General features: G+C 48.9%; 17 protein-coding genes. 9 read left to right on the top strand and 8 right to left on the bottom strand.

The genetic code is table 11. The features are described 5' to 3' along the window. Positions 1–24: 24 nt before the first annotated feature. From BO18_RS35055 to BO18_RS23575, 6 genes are all read left to right on the top strand, one after another. Positions 25–180, top strand: a complete 156-nt coding sequence (locus tag BO18_RS35055) for a hypothetical protein (RefSeq protein WP_185752561.1) — start codon at positions 25–27, stop codon at positions 178–180. Beyond that, positions 177–1,808: a hypothetical protein gene (locus tag BO18_RS23595; protein ID WP_034450086.1), complete on the top strand. Its 1,632-nt coding sequence runs from the start codon at positions 177–179 to the stop codon at positions 1,806–1,808. The genes BO18_RS35055 and BO18_RS23595 overlap by 4 nt, the downstream gene beginning before the upstream one ends. Positions 1,809–2,530: 722 nt before the next feature. Further along, a complete protein-coding gene (locus BO18_RS23590; protein ID WP_034450084.1) occupies positions 2,531–4,120 on the top strand; it encodes a hypothetical protein in 1,590 nt (529 codons plus the stop codon). A 285-nt stretch (positions 4,121–4,405) separates the two neighbouring features. After that, positions 4,406–6,001 (top strand): hypothetical protein, encoded by a 1,596-nt coding sequence (locus BO18_RS23585; protein WP_034450081.1) that lies wholly within the window; start codon positions 4,406–4,408, stop codon positions 5,999–6,001. Positions 6,002–6,593: 592 nt separating this feature from the next. Next, positions 6,594–7,418 carry a sugar phosphate isomerase/epimerase family protein gene (locus BO18_RS23580; RefSeq protein ID WP_034450080.1) on the top strand — a complete coding sequence of 275 codons (825 nt, stop codon included), beginning with the start codon at positions 6,594–6,596 and terminating at the stop codon, positions 7,416–7,418. Next, positions 7,405–8,301, top strand: a complete 897-nt coding sequence (locus BO18_RS23575; RefSeq protein WP_034450077.1) for an alpha-hydroxy-acid oxidizing protein — start codon at positions 7,405–7,407, stop codon at positions 8,299–8,301. Before BO18_RS23580 ends, BO18_RS23575 begins: the two co-directional genes overlap by 14 nt. 218 nt (positions 8,302–8,519) lie before the next feature. Here BO18_RS23575 and BO18_RS23570 read toward each other — a convergent pair whose 3' ends face one another. The 5 genes from BO18_RS23570 to BO18_RS23550 form a co-directional block, all read right to left on the bottom strand. Further along, positions 8,520–8,933 carry a GNAT family N-acetyltransferase gene (locus BO18_RS23570; protein ID WP_051689102.1) on the bottom strand — a complete coding sequence of 138 codons (414 nt, stop codon included), beginning with the start codon at positions 8,931–8,933 and terminating at the stop codon, positions 8,520–8,522. A 263-nt stretch (positions 8,934–9,196) separates the two neighbouring features. Continuing rightward, entirely contained in the window at positions 9,197–9,931 is a 735-nt protein-coding gene (locus BO18_RS23565) for an ABC transporter permease (protein ID WP_034450074.1), read from the bottom strand. A 2-nt stretch (positions 9,932–9,933) separates the two neighbouring features. Next, on the bottom strand, positions 9,934–10,839 hold the full coding sequence (locus BO18_RS23560) for an ABC transporter ATP-binding protein (RefSeq protein WP_034450072.1): 906 nt from the start codon (positions 10,837–10,839) through the stop codon (positions 9,934–9,936). A 153-nt stretch (positions 10,840–10,992) separates the two neighbouring features. Continuing rightward, on the bottom strand, positions 10,993–12,207 hold the full coding sequence (locus BO18_RS23555; RefSeq protein ID WP_034450071.1) for an RNA-splicing ligase RtcB: 1,215 nt from the start codon (positions 12,205–12,207) through the stop codon (positions 10,993–10,995). A gap of 66 nt (positions 12,208–12,273) precedes the next feature. Beyond that, positions 12,274–13,749 (bottom strand): DUF2828 family protein, encoded by a 1,476-nt coding sequence (locus BO18_RS23550; RefSeq protein WP_034450069.1) that lies wholly within the window; start codon positions 13,747–13,749, stop codon positions 12,274–12,276. Positions 13,750–14,147: 398 nt separating this feature from the next. On the opposite strand from BO18_RS23550, the gene BO18_RS23545 reads away from it, so the two are divergent. Further along, positions 14,148–15,128: a WYL domain-containing protein gene (locus tag BO18_RS23545; protein WP_034451670.1), complete on the top strand. Its 981-nt coding sequence runs from the start codon at positions 14,148–14,150 to the stop codon at positions 15,126–15,128. A 171-nt stretch (positions 15,129–15,299) separates the two neighbouring features. Then, a complete protein-coding gene (locus tag BO18_RS23540) occupies positions 15,300–15,995 on the top strand; it encodes a hypothetical protein (RefSeq protein WP_034450068.1) in 696 nt (231 codons plus the stop codon). 223 nt (positions 15,996–16,218) lie between these two features. On the opposite strand, the gene BO18_RS23535 is transcribed toward BO18_RS23540, so the two are convergent. The 3 genes from BO18_RS23535 to BO18_RS23525 form a co-directional block, all read right to left on the bottom strand. Continuing rightward, a complete protein-coding gene (locus tag BO18_RS23535; RefSeq protein WP_034450065.1) occupies positions 16,219–16,425 on the bottom strand; it encodes a hypothetical protein in 207 nt (68 codons plus the stop codon). Between the two features lie 429 nt (positions 16,426–16,854). After that, positions 16,855–17,586: a CPBP family intramembrane glutamic endopeptidase gene (locus tag BO18_RS23530; RefSeq protein WP_034450063.1), complete on the bottom strand. Its 732-nt coding sequence runs from the start codon at positions 17,584–17,586 to the stop codon at positions 16,855–16,857. 17 nt (positions 17,587–17,603) lie between these two features. Beyond that, the gene (locus BO18_RS23525; protein WP_034450061.1) at positions 17,604–18,164 is read right to left on the bottom strand and encodes an NAD(P)H-dependent oxidoreductase; all 561 of its coding nucleotides are present in this window, start codon (positions 18,162–18,164) and stop codon (positions 17,604–17,606) included. Positions 18,165–18,281: 117 nt separating this feature from the next. Here BO18_RS23525 and BO18_RS23520 point away from each other — a divergent pair, with 117 nt between their 5' ends. Next, a complete protein-coding gene (locus BO18_RS23520; protein ID WP_034450059.1) occupies positions 18,282–19,181 on the top strand; it encodes a hypothetical protein in 900 nt (299 codons plus the stop codon). Positions 19,182–19,243: the final 62 nt, after the last annotated feature.

Below are 19,243 nucleotides of genomic sequence, written 5' to 3'. Positions count from 1 at the left end.
AGCTGAAGAGGAGGTCCGGTAAAGGTGAGGTTTAAAAAAATGTTGGCAGGCGCCCTTACGGCAGGCATGATGTTGTCGTTCATACCGGCGACGGCGATGGCCGGATCAAAGGGCTGGGTCGAAGACGATCAAGGCTGGCGCTATTACGTTTCAGATTCGAAAAGGAGGAGAATAATATGACTTTTAAGAAGATTATGGCTTCCGCCCTGACTGCGGGCATGATGCTCTCATTCATCCCGGCTGCAACGGCCATGGCGGATACAACAGGATGGGAGGGCGAAGGTGAATACTGGCGCTACTATACATCTGAAACAGAATATTACAAGAATACCTGGAAAGAGATCGACGGGTACTGGTATTACTTCACGGATGACGGCAGTATCATCGTAAACTGCTGGGCGATGATCGACGGCAAAGCTTACCATTTCGACACCAAGGGTCACATGGAAAAGAACAAGTGGATCAAGCGCGGAAAGCTTCACCTCGGATACAATTCTGACGGTTACTGGCTGGAAGACGAAACAAAACCCGGCTGGGGCTATGTAGGTTCGAACGGTGTGGCATACACAGGCTGGAAGAAGATGAACGGCAGCTGGTATTTCTTCGGCAATGTTAATAACGATAATGAATATGGTCAGTATTGCGCGATGTATGCCGGAATGCGCGAGATAGGCGGCACTTACTATTATTTTGGGTTTGACGGCAAGATGCGCACCAACACATGGTTTGAGGACGATGCCGGCAACTATTATTATTTCGGCTCGGACGGAAAGGTCGTTGAAGGCTGGAAGAAGATCAATGGAAAGTGGTTTTACTTTGATCCATACGCTTGGCCGAGCAATGTCATGGCCACGGGCGCCTGGATCGATTATTACGATCCCGCTAATGGGGATGAAGGGTCTCCCTGGGTATTTGACAGCAACGGCGCGCTGACATCCAAGACCGGCTGGTACTATGACAGCAAGACTGAATACTGGTACTATATCAAGGGCGGCGGTAAGTGCTGTCAAAACGAATGGCACAAAGAAGGCGGCAAGTGGTACTACTTCGACAATCAAGGACGCATGGTAGCCGGCAAGACTAACTTCATTATCAACGAAAAAGGCTATGATTTCGATTCAAATGGTGTCTGCAAGAATCCTGATTCCGGCAAAACTATCAAGGGATGGACAAAGGCATGTATCAATTGGGTTGAATCAGATGTATGGGTATACGGAGACTCGAACGGAAATCTATACAGGGATAAGTGGCTTACTTCAGGCAGCGCAAAGTATTATTTCGATGTGGATGGCTTCATGGTCAGCAATTATAGTGTTTACGAGGTCGACGGCAAAGTCTATTCTTTCGATGCTTCCGGAAAAGCAACTGACCTTTCGGGAAACAAAAAAGGCTGGATCGAGGTAGCTCTCTCGATACAGAATTCATACGTTTATATCGGTTCCGACGGCAATCTTTATAAGGGCTGGAAGCAGATAAACGGCAAATGGTACTATTTCGATGAGTATAACGGCGTTGCCATGCGCGGGACATACTTATACGATTATGACGGTGATTATATCTTCGATGATAATTGTGTCCTTCAGACCGGATGGAGTTACTGTAACGGCGATTGGCATTATTCAGGTTCAAACGGAAAAGTCGTCAAAGACAAATGGATAAAGACAAACGGCTCCTGGTATTACCTCAACGAATTTGGAAATATGGTCACCGGAGAGTACATTGTTCACGGCTTGCGTTATCAGTTCAGTGATGACGGCAAGTGCTTGAATCCCGATGAACCGGAAAGAGTAGTATTATTGTGCAGGTAAGGGAAATTCTGCTGTAAACCGGCATTGCGATTTGATCTGACAACCGGATGGACCGGTCCGCCTCGTTGTGCGGGCCGGCCCTTTTTTATATTCTTCACTGATCTGCCGCCAAACTGTTTCTTTTCTGTATTTTGGCGGTACTGCCATCTTTCTGAATTCAATTGAATACCGCCAATTCATTCTTTTTGATAACTTTGGCGGTTAGATCTCATTCAGATCTTACAACTGCAAACCGCCATTTACCGCGAATTAAACAAAATGGCGGTTATCTGAGGGTATGCACTTGTTAAAGATACCGCCAATTCATATTAATCCGGCCGAATGGCGGTTGCCGGATGATAAGAATCTTGAAAGGTTACCGCCATTTTATTCAAAACGATCATATTGGAGGTTTTTGAGAAAACGTACAGGAATGAACAACGTCTTGCATTTTACGATGCCGGTCTTTAAGCAATCGTCAGGAATCGCAACCTGCCTAGTCACCCGACACAGATCAGACGATGCAGTCAAGCCCGCAGCATTCGTCAGAATGTGCCGCAGGCAGGCTTGACGGCTTAAGGCTGATCTGTAAAACAAACATGGCAGGTTGCGATTGGCCTGTCCCGCAGAAAACGCGAAGTCTTTTATTGGAACTTGTATATATGCCGTCCCCTTTTCTTGTAAACACTGTTTTAGTATTTCTTGATAAAATAAACTCAACTATTTTTTAGGAGGACTGGATAATGGTAATGAGAAAGCTCCTTGCAGGCGCCCTTACGGCAGGCATGATGCTGTCGTTCATACCGGCGACGGCGATGGCTGCAAACAAGGGCTGGGTCGAAGGCGATTACGGCTGGCGCTACTACACTTCGGATACTGATTATCTGAAGGACACATGGCAAGAGATCGACGGTCACTGGTTCTATTTCTACGAAGACGGATGCATGGCCCGTAATTCCTGGGTCTTTATCGGAGGCAAGCTGTATCACTTCAACGAAAAAGGCCACATGGAGAAGAACAAGTGGGTCGAAGGCGAGAAGTGGGTCGATTATTACGATGAAAACGGAAAGCCTGTCTACTCCAAACCGACATGGCGTTTTGTCGGCTCCGACGGTGCGGCTTATGCCGGCTGGAAGAAGATCGGCGGCAGCTGGTATTATTTCGATAATGAAAACACGGGCTATGGTTCGTTATATGGTACCATGTATTCCGGTCTGAGGTCGGTCGACTGGGATCTCTACTTCTTTGGCGATGACGGAAAGATGAAGACAAAGTGCTGGGCTAAGGACGAAGAAGGCGGCTGGCATTATTTCGGTTCGGACGGAAAGGGCTGTGAAGACTGGCAGCAGATAAACGGCAAGTGGTATCTGTTCAATGGCTTCTCATACTATACCCACTCAATGTGCACCGGTGCCTCAATGGATTGGAGCACGGACAAGCTCAAGGTCTGGGTATTGGAAGATAACGGCGTCCTCACCACTAAAAAGGGATGGTATCAGGACAAGACCAGCAAGGAATGGTATTACATCAGGTCCGGCGGCCAGTGCATAACGAGCGAATGGTTCCAGAGCAGCGGCAAGTGGTACTATTTCGACTGCTACGGAAGAATGGTCGCAGATAAGACGAACTTCCTCATCAATGACAAGGCCTATGACTTCGCCTCGAGCGGCGTCTGCAAGAATCCGGATTCCGGCAGGAAGGTAACAGGCTGGCTCGAAGTCTGGAGCGACTGGAGAGAAGACAAGTACTGGGTCTTGGGAGACAAGAACGGAAAGATCCACAGAGATGAGATAGTCACATACGGCGGCAGCAAATACTATTTCGATTACGACGGCTTTATGCTCACCGGTTACGGTGCGTATCTCATTGACGGCAAGGTCTATTCCATCGCCGAGGACGGAAAAGTGACCGACCTTGCTGGAAGCAAGAAAGGCTGGCTCGAGACCGATGAAGGCAGATGCTACATAGGCTCTGACGGCAAGGCATACACCGGCTGGCAGCAGATCGGCGGCAAGTGGTACCGCTTCAGCACTTTTGACGGAACGGCTTACACGCATGTATGGGATATCGGTGATGAAGGCCTCTATGTTTTCAAGGACAACGGCGAAATGGCCACCGGCTGGTATTTCTGCGATAACAACTGGTACTATGCCAACTCGAACGGACGTCTCAATGTCGGCAAATGGGTCAACATCAGGGGCTCCTGGTACTACTTCAACGCATGGGGCGAGATGATCAGGGACTGCACATATCTCGTTAAGGGCTGCGGTTATGATTTCGATGCCGACGGTAAGTGCCTTAACCCGAACAAACCTCATGTAGTGGTCATCTGATATGATCTCGATGCCGACGGAAAGAGCGTTGATCAGAGCAAACTGTATGCAGTGGTCATCTGACAACTGAACTGATCGGCTAATATTTGAACAATCGAAGGAGGCTGTGCTCAAAAACGGGAGCAGCCTCCTTTTCTTATGCGGCGCGGAACCGTTGTGTTTACGGGCTTTTGCCGTCTGCAATATTGAAAACTGCATATATTTGCGCGGATTTATTGTAAAAACTGCTCTCCGGTTTCCTGTTAAGATTAAACTATCTTTACTTTTATTCAGGAGGTCGGGCAAATGAGTTTAAAGAAGATATTGGCCGGAGCTTTAACTGCAGGCATGATGCTGTCGTTCATCCCTGCAACGGCGATGGCTGCGAACAAAGGCTGGGTCGAAGACGATGAGCGTTGGTATTATTACGTTTCGGATACCGAGTATCTGAAGGACACGTGGAAGGAAATAGACGGCAGCTGGTACTATTTCCTTGATGACGGCGTCATGGCCAAAGACGGGTGGTATTTCATCGATGGCAAGATGTATCACTTCGACAAGCGCGGACACATGGAAAAGAACAAGTGGATCGAAGGCAGGAAGTGGGTCGACCATTACGATGACAACGGAAATCCGGTCTACTCCGAACCGAGATGGCGTTTTGTAGGTTCCGACGGTGCGGCATATTCCGGCTGGAAAAAGATGAGCGGCAGCTGGTACTACTTTGATGAAACGGATACCGACTACGTGAAAGATTACGGAGTCATGGCTTATGGCGTACGTTATATAGGCGGGGCAAGGTATTATTTCGGCGACAACGGGAAGATGAGATACAACTGCTGGGGTCAGGATTCTGAAAACAGATGGTTTTACTTTGGTTCTGACGGCAAAGCGGTCTCAGGCTGGAAGCAGATAAACGGAAATTGGTATCTGTTCCAGGATTATAACTGCGAAATGAGCACCGGTCCTGCGTATTCCTGGGATGAAAAAGATACAGGCTTCTGGATGCTCGAAAGAAACGGCGTTCTGACTTCGAAGACGGGATGGTATAAGTACAAGTTCGAGTATGAGGATGACGAATACTGGTATTACATCAAGTCCGGCGGTCAGTGCTGTTGCGATGAATGGTACAAGATCAACGGCAAATGGTACTATTTTGACTATTACGGAAGAATGGTAGCGGATAAGTCCAATTATCTGATCAAAGACAAGCTCTACGATTTTGCTTCGAGCGGCGTCTGTAAGAATCCGGATTCCGGCAGGAAAGCAACGGGCTGGCAGGAAGTCTGGATCCAGTGGTACGGCTATAAGGTCTGGATATACGGAGACAAGAACGGAAATCTCTACAAAGGTCAGTGGCTCAATTATGGCGGCTCGAAATACTATTTCGATTATGACGCGTGCATGAAATGCAGTGTAGTTTCTGTTATCGACGGAAAGCTCTATTCTTTTGACAAGGACGGCAAGGCAAAGGATGTTGCCGGAAACACAAAGGGATGGCTGGAACTCGATGAAGGCAGAGCTTATATAGGTTCTGACGGCAAGGCATATACGGATTGGCAGAAGATCGACGGCAAGTGGTATTACTTCAGTTGGAATGGTCTGGCAGCAACCGGTCGTTGGATCTTGGACGGAACCCAATACATTTTTAAGGATAACGGCGAGATGGTCACCGGCTGGTACGACGATGGCGACACCTGGTATTATGCCGATTCCAGCGGAAACCTCTATCAAAACAGATGGCTCAACTACAGGGGTTCCTGGTATTACTTCGATAATGGAGGTATCATGGTGCATTATGATTGGGAACCATTCATCATCAAGGGCCGCGGATATAAATTCTCCTCTGACGGCAAGTGTCTTAATCCTGATAAACCCGTGGCAGCAAAAGTCTGGAACTGATACATTTCGCTGATCACAACTGAAATGCATAGGGGGCTGTCTCACTGAATATGTGAGGCGGCCCTCTGTTTTGTCAGCATTCGGTTTTACGATTCGGTAAGGTTCCGGCAAGAGCTTTGTTTTTGCAGGAACAATCCGGTATATAAAAATTCGGCAAAGATTCGGCTATGCCGTATTTTTGCAAGATTTTTCCAAGCTAATGCTGGATAAATCTGAAAAACGGGGCTTTTATCAATATATCTTTTCTTGTGCTGGGGATCAGCTCTTCCGTCACTATTAAAATTGTCCGCGATATCTGCTGTTTTTTAATATTTTTCATCGTCAACTATAAAAATACCCTTGAAATGGCTTGTTTTTTAATAGTGAGTCACCGACCGCTTAGTCCGCCCCGCCTTGCCCGAAATATTTCCCGCCCGAAAACATGTCGCCTTCCAAGATCTCATCGCATCCCGAAAACAACATCTGCACATTCTCCTTATATCTGCAATATAGTCACGCTATCTCACATCCTGCGTCTTCCGCATTTGCTATAATCCGAATCATACGGACACAATAGGAATCAGACTTTACATCACATGCCGGAGGACAGGATATGCGTTTAGGAACATCTAGCCCCTTAAGACATGATTCACCTGAGGAATGGGCGAAAAACCAGACCGGACTGGGATGCGGCGCGGTGGTATTTCCGCTGTCGGCCGACAGTTCTGAAGAAGAGATAGAAGCCTACGCCGGCGCCGCTAAAGCAAGCAGTCTCCTGATAGCCGAAGTCGGCATCTGGAGAAACGCGATGTCAACAGATCCCAATGACAGAAAAGCGCAGAGAGATTACTGCGTAAGACAGCTGCAGCTGGCTGACAGGTTAGGCGCGAGATGCGCCGTAAACGTCGCTGGCGCGATGGGCCCCAGGTGGGACGGTCACTATAAAGAGAACTTCTCAAAAGAGACCAGGGCTGAGATCGTGAAGATGGTGCAGGAGATAATAGACATGGCGGAAGTAAAGAACACTTACTTCACTTTGGAGCCGATGCCGTGGATGGTGCCGACGGGTCCTGAAGATTACGCAAGGCTGATAGAGGAAGTCGGCCGCGACAGATTCGCAGTCCACATGGACATAATTAACATGACCAATTCTCTCGAGAGATACTATGAGGCTGAAGCCTTTATAGACAGGTGCGCGGAGATCCTCGGCAACAGGATAAGGAGCTGCCACATCAAGGACATCCACCTAAAGGGGGAATACACTTTTCAACTTGAGGAATGCGCTCCGGGAAAGGGCGAATATCCGCTCCGTTATTACGTTGAGAAGATGAACTCGATCGACCCGGACATGCCTGTCATACTCGAACACTTAAATACCGACGAAGAATACATTCAGTACATGAATTACCTCAAGGAGGTGCTCTATGGCATACAGTAGGATATCAGACGCAAACGAGATCACCGCGCGCTACATGGACAGCATCCTCATAAAGGAGCGTCTCATTGATTCCGTGGTGGCGGATACTTCCACGGAACTTTTCGGCACCACATTTTCGAGCCCGGTGATGACGCCTGCGTTTTCGCATCTGAAGCAGTTTAACGGAAGAGAACTTACAGGCCTTGAGGAGTATTCGATCGCCGCGAAAAACATGAACATCCTGAACTTCGTCGGCATGATGGAAAACGACATGTTCAAGCGCATCGCTGACACTGACGCGAAAACGGTACGCATCGTTAAGCCTTATGCCGACAATGAAAAGGTGAGAGACCAGATGAAGTTCGCCGAAGACAACGGCGCGTTCGGAATCGGAATGGACATAGACCATATCTTCGGTAATGACGGACTCGACGTCGTAATAGGCGAGCAGATGGCCGTCCAGACTTCGGACATGATAAGCTCCTACATCGCATCGACAAAACTGCCGTTCTTTATCAAGGGCGTGCTGAGCGAGGAGGAAGCGGTCAAATGCGCTGACCTGGGTGCGAAGGCGATAATAGTGAGCCACCATCACGGCAGGCTCCCTTACGCAGTTCCGCCGCTCATGGTGCTTCCTTCGATAAAGAAAGCGCTTGAGGGCAGGGACGTGAAGATAATCGTCGACTGCGGTATCTCTTCGGGCGCTGACGTCTATAAGTGTCTCGCACTTGGCGCAGATGCCGCCGCCGTCGGAAGATCCATGCTGCCTTCTCTGGAAGAGGGCGGAACTGAAGGCATGGAGAAGTTCCTGTCGGACGTTAATGCCGAGCTCAGGTACATCATGAGCTGCACGGGATTTGCGCACATTGAGAATATTGACGACAGGTGTATCGTTAAGACGTAAGGCTGTAGAACGCGTCATTCAGACGTGAAGCTTCAGTAAGTGCCATTCATATGTGAAGATTCAGTAAGCATCATTCAGACGTGAAGCCTTAGTATGCATCATTCGGGCTTTTGATTTTTTTGCCTTTTCTGAGGGGCGAAAAAGCAAAAATTATCTGTTTTTTGATTTTTTTTCTATATTTTTTCAAAGAAAAAAGCAAAACCAGTTCGCCCGGTTACTTACGTAATCTTCTTTATCAGGAAATATTTGCTCAGCTTCGGGTTCTTGTCTTCTCTGACGAACTCGATCTCATAGCCGAGCTTCTTGTAGAACTCAGGTGCCTGGAACCCGAACGTGGTGAGTGCGATCTTCTCGTAGCCTTTGCCCCTGTAGGCGTCTTCGACGGCTTTTACGAGCATGCTGCCGACGCCGCCTCTCCTGCAGTTTCTTCCCACTATTAGATCGCCTATGTGCACTTCATTATAGTATGCGCGGCCCGTGATGGCGCCCATGAGCTCGCCATCCTCCTCGGCCGTGAAGCAGAACTCCTCGTAGTTTAGTTCCACGCCGCTCTGCTCGCCGTACAATGCGAATTCCTCGCCGATGAAATCACCGGTCCTGCTGTCAGTTTCGTCTAGTCTTTTTATTATCATGAGGCTTATCCTTTTGTCTGAACAATGTGTTTTCAAAAACGACGATAACCCACATCCAGACAAAAACAACGGATTTTTGTCTATATCTCGATTTTTAACCCACATCTAGACATAAAATCATGGATTATTTGTCTATATCTCATTTTTTAAACGACATCTAGACAAAAAATCCGCCCCTGTATATAAGTCAAATTATAAGCCGGTCAGCAGAGGGGAGGCGCTGACCGGCTGCGAAAAAGGGATAAAACCCAAACGGAATAAGCTTATTTAAGTTCCTCTTTCCTGAACTTCAGGTAGCACAGACCGAGTGTCAGTGCGATCGCCGCGACGGATACCGCCGAAGCCGTGATAAGGTTGAAGTTGCTTACGTCGAAGAACAGCAGGAAGAGCTGGCCCAGGGGAGTGAATCTCAAGACGTCGAGCACATGGTCCCTGCCGATGAATATCTCTGCAACCGAGTAAATCGTGATGAGCGAGATGAGATTTACGGCGATCGCCGCACCGAGATTCTTTACCAGGAGCGAGATGAGCACGCAGATGTTCGAGAAAGCTGTCTCGACAAGAATGAAGACGAACCCTCTGATTATGACGGCGCGTAAGAAACTCCCGTCCATTTCGCCTGCGCCGCCGACTGCAAATGCGGTTATAGAGGATACCAGGACAGATATAGTGCAGAATGCCGCGACGGAAAAAGAGTAGGACAGTATCTTTGCGAAAAGGATGCTGAGCCTGCTGTTGCCGGCCATTACCGCAGCCTGGATGCGTCTCTCGTCAAACGCTCCGGTGATGTGGATCCCCGCAAATGCCCCTATGAAGAAGAGCAGGAGGGAGTTGAAGTCGTTTAATGTCGAAAGGTACATGTCAAAGCCGGTGTTTCCGCCTTCCGTTATCGGGATCAGGAGAAGCAGGAACGTGCCTATTACGAATGCAGCTCCCAATCCCCAGAAGGCCTTTGACTTAAGAGTGTTTTTCATTTCCCATTTAAGCAGGTCTCTCATCTTCATGCCCTCCCCAGAAGTTCCATATAGTAGTTTTCCAAAGACCTCTCGTGTCTTGCGAGGAGCGTGACGAGTATCCTTGCGTCGAACATCCATGTTGCCACCGTTCTGAGGGAGACGTCATCGTATATCCTTATGATGTTTCCTTCAAAGCCGATGTCGGAGGCGCCGTTGTTCTTTAATACTTCCAGAGCTGCTTCGGTGCGGTCAGTCTCGAGCGTGACATAGGACGCGCATTTCGCATCGAGTTCTTCTTTCGAGATTGTTTCAAGGATCTCGCCGTGCGAGATAATTATGTAGTCCGTTACTAACTGATAAAGTTCTGCGAGGATGTGGCTGGAGATCACGATCGTTATCCCGTCGTCTGCCGCAAGAGACCTTAAGAGCTCTCTTACTTCGACCATGCCGACCGGGTCAAGTCCGTTCACCGGTTCGTCCAGTATGAGAAGTTCGGGATCGTTTATCAGCGATACCGCTATGCCGAGACGCTGCTTCATGCCGAGCGAGAAATCCTTTACTTTCTTGTTCTTCACGTCGCTCAGGCCGACTCTTTCAAGGAGCCTGTCGATCCTGGACGCGTCATCCTGTCCGTAGAGGAGCTGCTGCATCGCGAGGTTATCGTGTGCCGTTTTATTCAATGAGATTATCGGGTGCTCGACAAGGCATCCCATCTTTTTTCTTCCTTCTGAAAGTCCTTTTGCATCCGACTTTCCGAAAAGTTCGACCTGTCCGTCTTCGACAGCCGTAAGTCCCGTGACAGCTCTTATCGTCGTGGTCTTGCCTGCACCGTTCTCGCCGATGAAGCCGTATATCTTTCCTTTTTCGACGCTGAAGGTGACGTTCTTTAAAACCTGTTTCTTTCCATAGGACTTACTGAGTCCGTTTATCTTCAGGATGGTCTCACTCATATAAAAAATCTCCCCTTTGGTTCGTGAATACGTATACGATACTTCGCGAACCTTAAGGGGAGACTCGGTTTATCTTAATGTTGCCTTAACAAAAGCGGGAACGGACGCCGCGCATCCTGAACGCCGCACAGCGCACCGTCGCGGCGCCAAGCGTTACTCTGCTGCCTTGAAGTTATATACCGGCTTTAATACTTCGATCACGTCAACGGATTCTGCGATGACATCTATTATGTCCTCTAAAGACTTGTACGCCATGGGCGCCTCGTCGAGCGTGGATTCGTTTACGGAAGTGGTGAAGACGTCCTTCATGGCTTCCTTGTATTCGTCCATGGAGAGGGTGGACTTCGCCTTCGTTCTGGACATTATCATTCCGGCGCCGTGGGGAGCGGAGAAGTTCCACTCGGGGTTGCCCTTTCCGACTGCCAGGACGGAACCGTCCCTCATGTTGATGGGGATGAGGACCTTCTCGCCCTTGTGTGCCGCAATGGAACCCTTCCTTAAGATCATCTCATCGGTGTCGATGTAGTTGTGGATCGTGTGGAATGCTTCGCCTGCGGTAAGCCCCGTCTTTTCGATCAGGATCTCGGCCATCTTCTCTCTGCTCCTTCTGGCGAACGCCTGGCATATCTCGACGTCGTGGAGGTAGTCCTCAAGATACTTTCCGGAGAGGTAGCACAGGTCTTCGGGTATGGGCGTCTCTCCGCCGAAAACGTTCTTGTGGAGAGCCTTTATCGCTGCCTGTATTTCGCTCTTTCTGCCTTCCTCCTTGTAGGTCCTTATTATCTCTTCCTTCTTTTCGAGATAATCGCCGTAGCCTCTGCTCAGGTTTATGGCGAGCTTCTGGTAGAGCTCCGCGACCTGCTTCCCGAGGTTTCTGGAACCGGAGTGTATTACGAGATATTTCGTGCCGTCTTCAGATACGTCGACTTCTATGAAGTGGTTTCCTCCGCCAAGGGTTCCCAAAGACCTTCCGAGCCTTTTCGTGTCCTTGAGCTCTCTGTAGCATCTGAGTTCAGTTAAGTCGAACTTCTCCTGTCTTCCGGGCCAGACGTTCCTGCCCGAAGGGATGAAGTGCGCAGCAGCGTCAAGGAGCATCAGGTCGATGTCACCCTTTCCGAGACATACCGTGTACATCCCACATCCGATGTCGACACCTACGACGTTGGGAACGGCCTTGTCAGTGATGGTCATGGTCGTTCCGATCGTGCATCCCTTACCGGAGTGGACGTCGGGCATTATCCTTATCCTGGAACCCTCGGTCATGGGGTAGTCGCACATTCTTCTGATCTGTTCTATCGCTTCGTCTTCCACGACCTTCGCATAGCATACGGCCGTGTTTACTTTTCCTTTTATCTCTATGTATTCCATGATCTTTTTCCTTTCGAAATAAAAAATCCCCGGCATCCTGTTAAGGCACCGGGGACTTCTAAAGTTTTAGGCTGCTATCTTCTCATATCTTTCGGACATGAGGACGTCCAGCATGAATCTGTAGGGCTCAAGTGTGCCTTCCTTGAGCATCCTGAATATCTGAGGCGAAGAGCCCGATACGAGCGCGACGCCCTGTTCATTCTTTGTGACAGGCTGCTGACGGTTCCTGCTCTCAACATTCCAGAAGATTATCTGAGGCAGTTTGTAGCCATTTGCCTCGAACAGCTTTTTGGCCTGCTCGAAATTTGTTTCATCAGCTCCTTCAGCGCACCAGTCGAACTCCATGTCGGAGATGATGTATATCTTTGAAGGCATGTCTGCCTGCTTGACTTTGTTCTTTACAGCAGTCTTCAGGATCAGCTCAAAGACCTTCGCGATGTTGGTGTTGCTGCACTCATTAAAGCTCATGCAGTAACGGACCTTTTCTATGATGTCTTTTCCCTTGATCTCGACCAGCTGAGGATTGGTCGAAAAGGTGATGAAGCAGTTCCTGAATGCGCCTGTGTTGCGCTCTGCAAAATAAATGCCGAGCGACTGGGCGACAGCTGCAGCACGGCCATCAGAGCAAAAGTACATGGAGCCGGAGCCGTCTACGACTACGAGTGCATTTTCTGAGCCTGTGAAGTCTTCCTGGGCATTCCATGTTGCATCTATGGCTGCCCTCTCATCCTTGCTGAGCTGACCGCTGAGTTTGCGGTTGCTCTTTACAACAGGTGCAATGATGTCATAAGGAGTGAGTGCTCCTGTGTTTATTACTGAAGGCTCTGATATGGCCTTTGTTATGAATGCGGCATACCTGTCATAGTCATTTCTGATGAAGGCTCTTCTGTACTTGAAGAGAGCTCTGGAAGGCTGCTTTTCATAGTCAAAAGAATAGTCTCTTTCCCTTAAGCTGTTCTCGATTATCCTGATCTCAGCTCTTAAGGCAGACAGAGTCTTTCTGTACTGTGCTTCAGTCATGCCGCAGGCCTTGGCTATCTTCCTGGCTGTCCTGACAGCCTTTTTATTGCTTGTGTTTACTGAAGGGAGCCACTTGGCGAGCAGAGATATCTCTTTACCCTCAGCAAGTGCCTTTGCGTCGGAAGAGAGCTGCCCGCTCAAGTACTCCATGCATTCCTTCTCACAGGGTGTGCCTATGAGAACGAGGATGTCATCATATCTGCCATACTCTGCGATATTCTCTATGTTCTTCAAAACCGTTTCAGGTTCAGCTGAAGCGAGGTATGCCAGTATTACCTTGAAGAAGCGTCTTTCTCCCAAGCCGCCTCTGATGTCTCTGGCAAAAAAGAGTATCTTCATTGCAAGATCCCTGTCTTCGGCGAAAGCCTTTATAAACCTTTCAACTATCTCTTCATTGGATGCATATCTCAATGCGCCTGCAGTTGCAAAGAGGTCAAGGCAGAAAGACTCCGTGCTTGTGTATGTGGAAGCACCATTTTCTGTAAGAGTCCTGTTTGCTTCTTTCTTTAATAATTCCAACATTTTCTTATTCTCCTTTAAAACAAGGTGCCCCCGGACTACCGGGATCTTTGCCGTAAGAGTTTTCTTTCTCTTCGGCCCTCGAGATTTCGTTGCTGTATGCACCTTTACTCACAAGACTTTCAAGACACTGTCCCTTTTGGGGAACAATTCATGATTCGAACATGTCATACCGCCTTAGATTGCTGTATGTGTCTTTGTTCCTGTTGTGGCTTTATGATAGCCTCTGTAGTTGGGGACTTAAAGATGCAGATTGACTTGTGATTATAACCCCAATATAATTGAATAAACGCATTGATTTTGCGTATTTTCGCGAAAAACACAACCCCAAAACGGAGATAACACACCGGCTGCTTTCCCGTTTTTTCTTGAAAATGCTCCTGCAGCAGAAAGGAATTACCGTGACAGAGAAATATAAGATATACCTTTCCGAAGACATCAGATCCAGACTTGTAAACGATGCGGAATTCTTCGAGTTCGTAAGGAAAGACGAGTCCGTGAATCTTAACGGTTTTCTTAAAGAACTGATAGTAAACTATTTCGAGCAATACAGGAGCGACAATGAGGAACTCGTAAACGGGATAATCGGCGACATCACGTCCGTCAGGAACATGAAGCCGGCCGATGCAGCTGCACTTGCAGACAGGCTGATAAGTACATACATAAGGTCCGGTGATACTGATACGGGTAAAAAGACCGCTTTGACTCTTACCGTCAGCGGTGCATCTTACAACGTTATAAAGAAGATAGAGAATAATCTTCTCGGTGACAAATCGCTCTCGGGATACATGAAGGACATGTTCTGCGCATACCTTGCCATTCCCAGGCACAGAAGGGAAGAGATAATATTCCGTGATGTATACGAAGACATAAGGCGTGCGATAGAGGAGGACCATGTCCTTACATTCTCGTCGACAACCAACAGTTACAAGGTGGCAATCGAGCCTTACATCATCGCTATGTCCAAGGAAGAGGAGTGCAACTATCTGCTCTGCCGCGACCATAAGAACGGAAAGACCAGGACATTCAGGATATCGAGGATAAGGAATGCATTCGTGACATCGGATGTTTTCGAGCCTGACGAAGATTGCGCCGAAAAATTACATGCCATTGCGATAAGGAGCCCGCACTCCGCCGCGCCCGACATTCACGCGGCTGTCCGTCTCACCGAAGCCGGAATGAGATACTTCAAGGTAATAGTAAAGAACAGACCGGTCGTGTCCAGGATCGACGGCAACGTTTATCATTTCGACTGGCCGGAGATACAGCTCGAATCCTACTTCAGGAGATTCGGAAAAGATGCCGTCGTGATAAGGCCGAAGACATTAAAGAAAAAGCTCCGGGACTATTACATGCAGGCGCTCGAGGCATACGAAAAATAAGTTGCTGCCTCAATATGAATTAACGGAAACAGCGTCCGTCTGCTTATCCCGTTCCCTCAAATTCACCTCTTTATTGACTGATTCCTGCCACAGGTATCGCCATGTTCTGCCCAAATTAATCTTAAGCCCTCGTATATAGTGAAAGCATACTACCGAAGGGAGGTATGCAAAATGAAACGAAAGAGAATCATGGGGATAATGGCTCTTGCCACAGTTGCTTCGCTTGCGTTCTTATTTACTGCATGCAACACAACGGGCGATACCATCCCTTATACACCGGGTTCTCAGACAGAGACAGAACAGACGGCCGGAGATACTGCCAGCAGGGAAACTACCAAAGGTGATAAAGCCGGCGGAGATACGATCGCAGGAAGTGATCAGCCAGGTGACACTGACACCGGCGAGACGCAGGATGCTCAAGAAAATGTACAGCAGCCATCTGACCAGGATGAAAGTTTTCCTTGTAATGAGGACGAGTCTCTCATCGATGAGGAAGCGGCTGCCGGAGAGGAGTACGGAGCGGAAGACGGGCCTGAAGATATGGTCACACCTGATTACGACCATAAAGTTGACACGGAATATGTGATCGACGAGGACGTGGGATTGGAGGTCCGTGTGGACGAAATGTCGGCAGGGTCCCCTGCGTCCAGACAGCCGTTCGGTGCAAAGATGCCTGACGGTTATCCGCTCAGAGATCCTGACAACACCGATATCGACGGAGAGACTCCGCCCGCGGCTCTCGTGCACGGCGGCATTCCTTACAGAGATCCTGACAACACCGAAGAATTGAAAGACGGTCAGAGACCAGTGCGCGTACCATACGGCACAAGGATGACAGATCACGGTTATACGGAAGGAGAAAGCTGAAAAAAGAAAAGCAAAAACACATCACACTGAAACACTGACAGACTAAGAATAACTTTGTAATCCAAGCAATAAAAATAAAGCGAAAGGAGTAGAAAAAAGAACCGTCTCAAAAGCGTAAGAGCTGACGAGACGGTTCGTTTTTTATGTTATATGATGCAGTGAGGATTACTGTCTTTTGTTTGTCAGGCATTCCGGGGGCTGCACTTCGGTATCTGCAGTTTCTTTATTTTCCGATGGCCGGACCGATCGGGACGATGATGCTGACTGCCGCTCTGATGATCATGCTGCTTTCACTCTTTAAGACCTCTGCGGATGAGATGATCTTTTCAACTGTCTCATTATCCGACCTCAGCACGATGGGTATTACGACTCCGCCGTTTACGTCTTCGAGCATTTCCATATTGAGTTCCCTGATATCTGTGTTCTTCATTTTATTGTCCTCCGTTTGAGTTGTGTTTTGTTTGATGGCTTCATTATCACAGGCAAAGCAGTACCCAACAATCAGTAATGCGGACGCGTTTTGTGGGTTAAGCAACAGAAGGTAAGACGTGTGATGTTTATTTGAAAATTCTCTGAAGTCCGGCATTGTCAGATGCATGAGGCGGGCACCGCCTCTTGCAGACCTTACAGCACCTGCATAAGCCTTGGCAGTCAATGGTGCCTCAGGCAAGGCGGAGCCGTTCCATTGACGGCGAAGGCTGCAGGTGCTAATTGCCGTGTTATGGATAAAATTCTTTTTTATGGTGTTTTAACCATATTTTCCAGCGAATTATATGGATAAAACCGAAAAAACGGACATTTATCCATATCGATTCACTCCTACGGTAACTGTTTTGCAATTGCTGAAGTAATGAATGTTTTATTTCACCAGCATCATGTAGATGTAGCATCCGCCGACAGAGATCACGTTGCTCATGCTGTGCATCAGCATGGGGTAGATGACGCTCTTCGTGCGGAGGAGGGTATAGCCGTATGTCAGACCGAGCACGAATGCGTAGCATACCTGGAACCACGGTATTTCGAATGTGTTGATGTTAATGTGCGCGAGACCGAAAAGGAGCGTTGTCAGTATAACGGCGGCAGCTCGGGTCTTTTTGCAGTCAGGCTTCAGGTAGTGCATGAACGAGGTGATCGGGAGTGACCTGAAGAGGATCTCTTCAGAAGGACCCGCGAGCAGGAGCTGGAAGCCCAAGGTACCCATGACGTTCGTGCGGTTTAGCTCGTAATCGTATGTGCCGATCGTGTGCGTAAAACTTCCGATGATGTAGACGGCGAGGTAGTAGAGTGTCAGCGCACCGCAGAAGATGAGAGTGTAACGGATGCCTTTTCTGTCGAATCTCGGGCGGAGCTTGAAACCTTTGATGCCGCGTGCTTTGTTAAGGAAAAGTATTATCAGAAGGGCGCATGTCATCTGGACTATGTGGTGGATCGCAACGCTTGCGAAAAGCCCGTCGGGATCGATTTTCGAGCAGTCGAAAAAGTTTGCGATGAACCATCCGGCCTTGCTCGACAGGAACTGCGCGATGAACAGCAGCACTGTCAGTACAAAGGCTATGACGGGATTAGCGTTCTGTTTTCTGCGTGTAGGCATAAGAGGGTACGAATGGATCAGATAACTCCGTTCAGTCCGCCTATCGCTTCCTGCATTATCTTTTCGACATTGGCGCCGTCGACGTCGAGGTTCACGGCGCGGATCATGCGGACGTCCTTTATGCCGTAGAAGCCCTCAGCAAGAGCCTTTACGTAGCCGAAGCCGAACTCCTCGGGCACGAAAGCGCCGCCCGCGGTCGTCACGTAGTAGAGGCGTTTTGCATTGCAGAGCGGGATCGGGTAGCCTTCGGGGCTGTATTCGAATGTTATGCCGAGCACGTTGATCTGCTCGAAATACTGCTTAAGGCAGGCGGGGAACGAGAGGTCCCAGTAGGGTGCCGCGATGACGATCGTGTCTGCATCGGCGAACTGCCTTGCAAGGCCGAAGAGCGGATCGTCCCAGGCGCATTCTTCTTCGAGCCTGTCGCGCTTTAAGAGAAACTCCTCGTCGACCACCGGGAATTTGATCTCAGCGACATCCACTTCGAAGTAATCTTCATCGAGTTTATTGAGAAGAGCTTCTGCAAGGCGGTTTGTCCTGGAGTCTTTTCTTACACAGGCATTGATATATAAGAGCATGGGAAGGTCCCCCGTTTCTTTTTTCTCCGATTATAACATCAGCGGGGCAGACAGGGCGTGCGGAGTTTGACACACAAAGCGCACACCGAGATAATTAGTTCATCGGAAGGAGGCGCAATGGATTTTACCGGCGAGAAATATTGGGAGGGGATCCCCACGGAGTTAAGGCTCCTGTGCCAGCTCGAGAAGACGTACAACCGCGTCCGTCACGAGTGCGTGCAGCCGGCCCTGATCTTCCTCTGCGAGCGCAATCCTTACCGCATCGCACCCGGCAGGTGCGTCACCAAAGAGGATTATCTGCGCTGGCTTCAGGCCGCGTTCGACTATTGCCTCATCCCGCTGAACGTTCACGAGGAGGACTGGGTCAGCAACAAGGAGCTGATCATAGGGGCGCTCATGCGCGCGGAGAAAGTCCTGCTCGACCTCATGCCCGACGCTTATGAGACGAGTCTCTTAAAGCCTGTCCAATTAGAGCCCGACAAGTGGGACATCAACGAGTTCGCGCAGAAACTGAATGCGTATTTTTTCTTCTACCACGCGTGCAACGATGAGAATGACGAGATGGTGATAAGACTCAAGATGATGTTCACGGACACGAAGCGCAACGTCTCTTTCCTGCTCGAAAATAAGGAGAAGGCTGATTTCGATAACCTGGACCGGTGGCTCGGATATTATTTCGGCGGGTATCACCCGTACGACACCATGGTCTGGCTCCTGCAGGAAGAGGCGATCTCGATCGAATCTTTCGAGGCGCAGACCGATACTTATGAGCAGTTCGCGTTCTTCCTTTCAGACCTCACAGATAAGCTCCAGGGCCTGTCCAAAGAAAAAGCCAGGAAGGTACAGGGGCTGATCGAAAAGCGCCTGCAGATGCTGTGTGACGGCCTTATAAACATCCTCAAGGAAGCGAAAAAGGAGATCAAGCCGCTGGCTTCCGAATTCGAGGAGAAGATCCGCCGCTACAAAGAGATGAAAAAGGACAGCGTTGAGCGGTTAAAGGAACTGGAGCAGGGTTAGTTGTGTCATGTCCCGTCTTAATGTGCTAGAATTAAAACATCTTTGACAAAGGGGAGGACAGG

This window comes from Butyrivibrio sp. AE2032, from assembly GCF_000702965.1.
This window is presented reverse-complemented; position numbering and strand designations above follow the sequence as displayed.

What these genes read in the sequence shown, in the direction of transcription:
- BO18_RS23550 (WP_034450069.1), bottom strand. Translation starts at nt 13,749, where the DNA reads ATGTTGGAATTATTAAAGAAAGAAGCAAACAGGACTCTTACAGAAAAT.
- BO18_RS23580 (WP_034450080.1), top strand. Translation starts at nt 6,594, where the DNA reads ATGCGTTTAGGAACATCTAGCCCCTTAAGACATGATTCACCTGAGGAA.
- BO18_RS23570 (WP_051689102.1), bottom strand. Translation starts at nt 8,933, where the DNA reads ATGATAATAAAAAGACTAGACGAAACTGACAGCAGGACCGGTGATTTC.
- BO18_RS23520 (WP_034450059.1), top strand. Translation starts at nt 18,282, where the DNA reads ATGGATTTTACCGGCGAGAAATATTGGGAGGGGATCCCCACGGAGTTA.
- BO18_RS23535 (WP_034450065.1), bottom strand. Translation starts at nt 16,425, where the DNA reads ATGAAGAACACAGATATCAGGGAACTCAATATGGAAATGCTCGAAGAC.
- BO18_RS23585 (WP_034450081.1), top strand. Translation starts at nt 4,406, where the DNA reads ATGAGTTTAAAGAAGATATTGGCCGGAGCTTTAACTGCAGGCATGATG.
- BO18_RS23560 (WP_034450072.1), bottom strand. Translation starts at nt 10,839, where the DNA reads ATGAGTGAGACCATCCTGAAGATAAACGGACTCAGTAAGTCCTATGGA.
- BO18_RS23595 (WP_034450086.1), top strand. Translation starts at nt 177, where the DNA reads ATGACTTTTAAGAAGATTATGGCTTCCGCCCTGACTGCGGGCATGATG.
- BO18_RS23530 (WP_034450063.1), bottom strand. Translation starts at nt 17,586, where the DNA reads ATGCCTACACGCAGAAAACAGAACGCTAATCCCGTCATAGCCTTTGTA.
- BO18_RS23575 (WP_034450077.1), top strand. Translation starts at nt 7,405, where the DNA reads ATGGCATACAGTAGGATATCAGACGCAAACGAGATCACCGCGCGCTAC.
- BO18_RS23525 (WP_034450061.1), bottom strand. Translation starts at nt 18,164, where the DNA reads ATGCTCTTATATATCAATGCCTGTGTAAGAAAAGACTCCAGGACAAAC.
- BO18_RS23540 (WP_034450068.1), top strand. Translation starts at nt 15,300, where the DNA reads ATGAAACGAAAGAGAATCATGGGGATAATGGCTCTTGCCACAGTTGCT.
- BO18_RS23565 (WP_034450074.1), bottom strand. Translation starts at nt 9,931, where the DNA reads ATGAGAGACCTGCTTAAATGGGAAATGAAAAACACTCTTAAGTCAAAG.
- BO18_RS23555 (WP_034450071.1), bottom strand. Translation starts at nt 12,207, where the DNA reads ATGGAATACATAGAGATAAAAGGAAAAGTAAACACGGCCGTATGCTAT.
- BO18_RS23590 (WP_034450084.1), top strand. Translation starts at nt 2,531, where the DNA reads ATGGTAATGAGAAAGCTCCTTGCAGGCGCCCTTACGGCAGGCATGATG.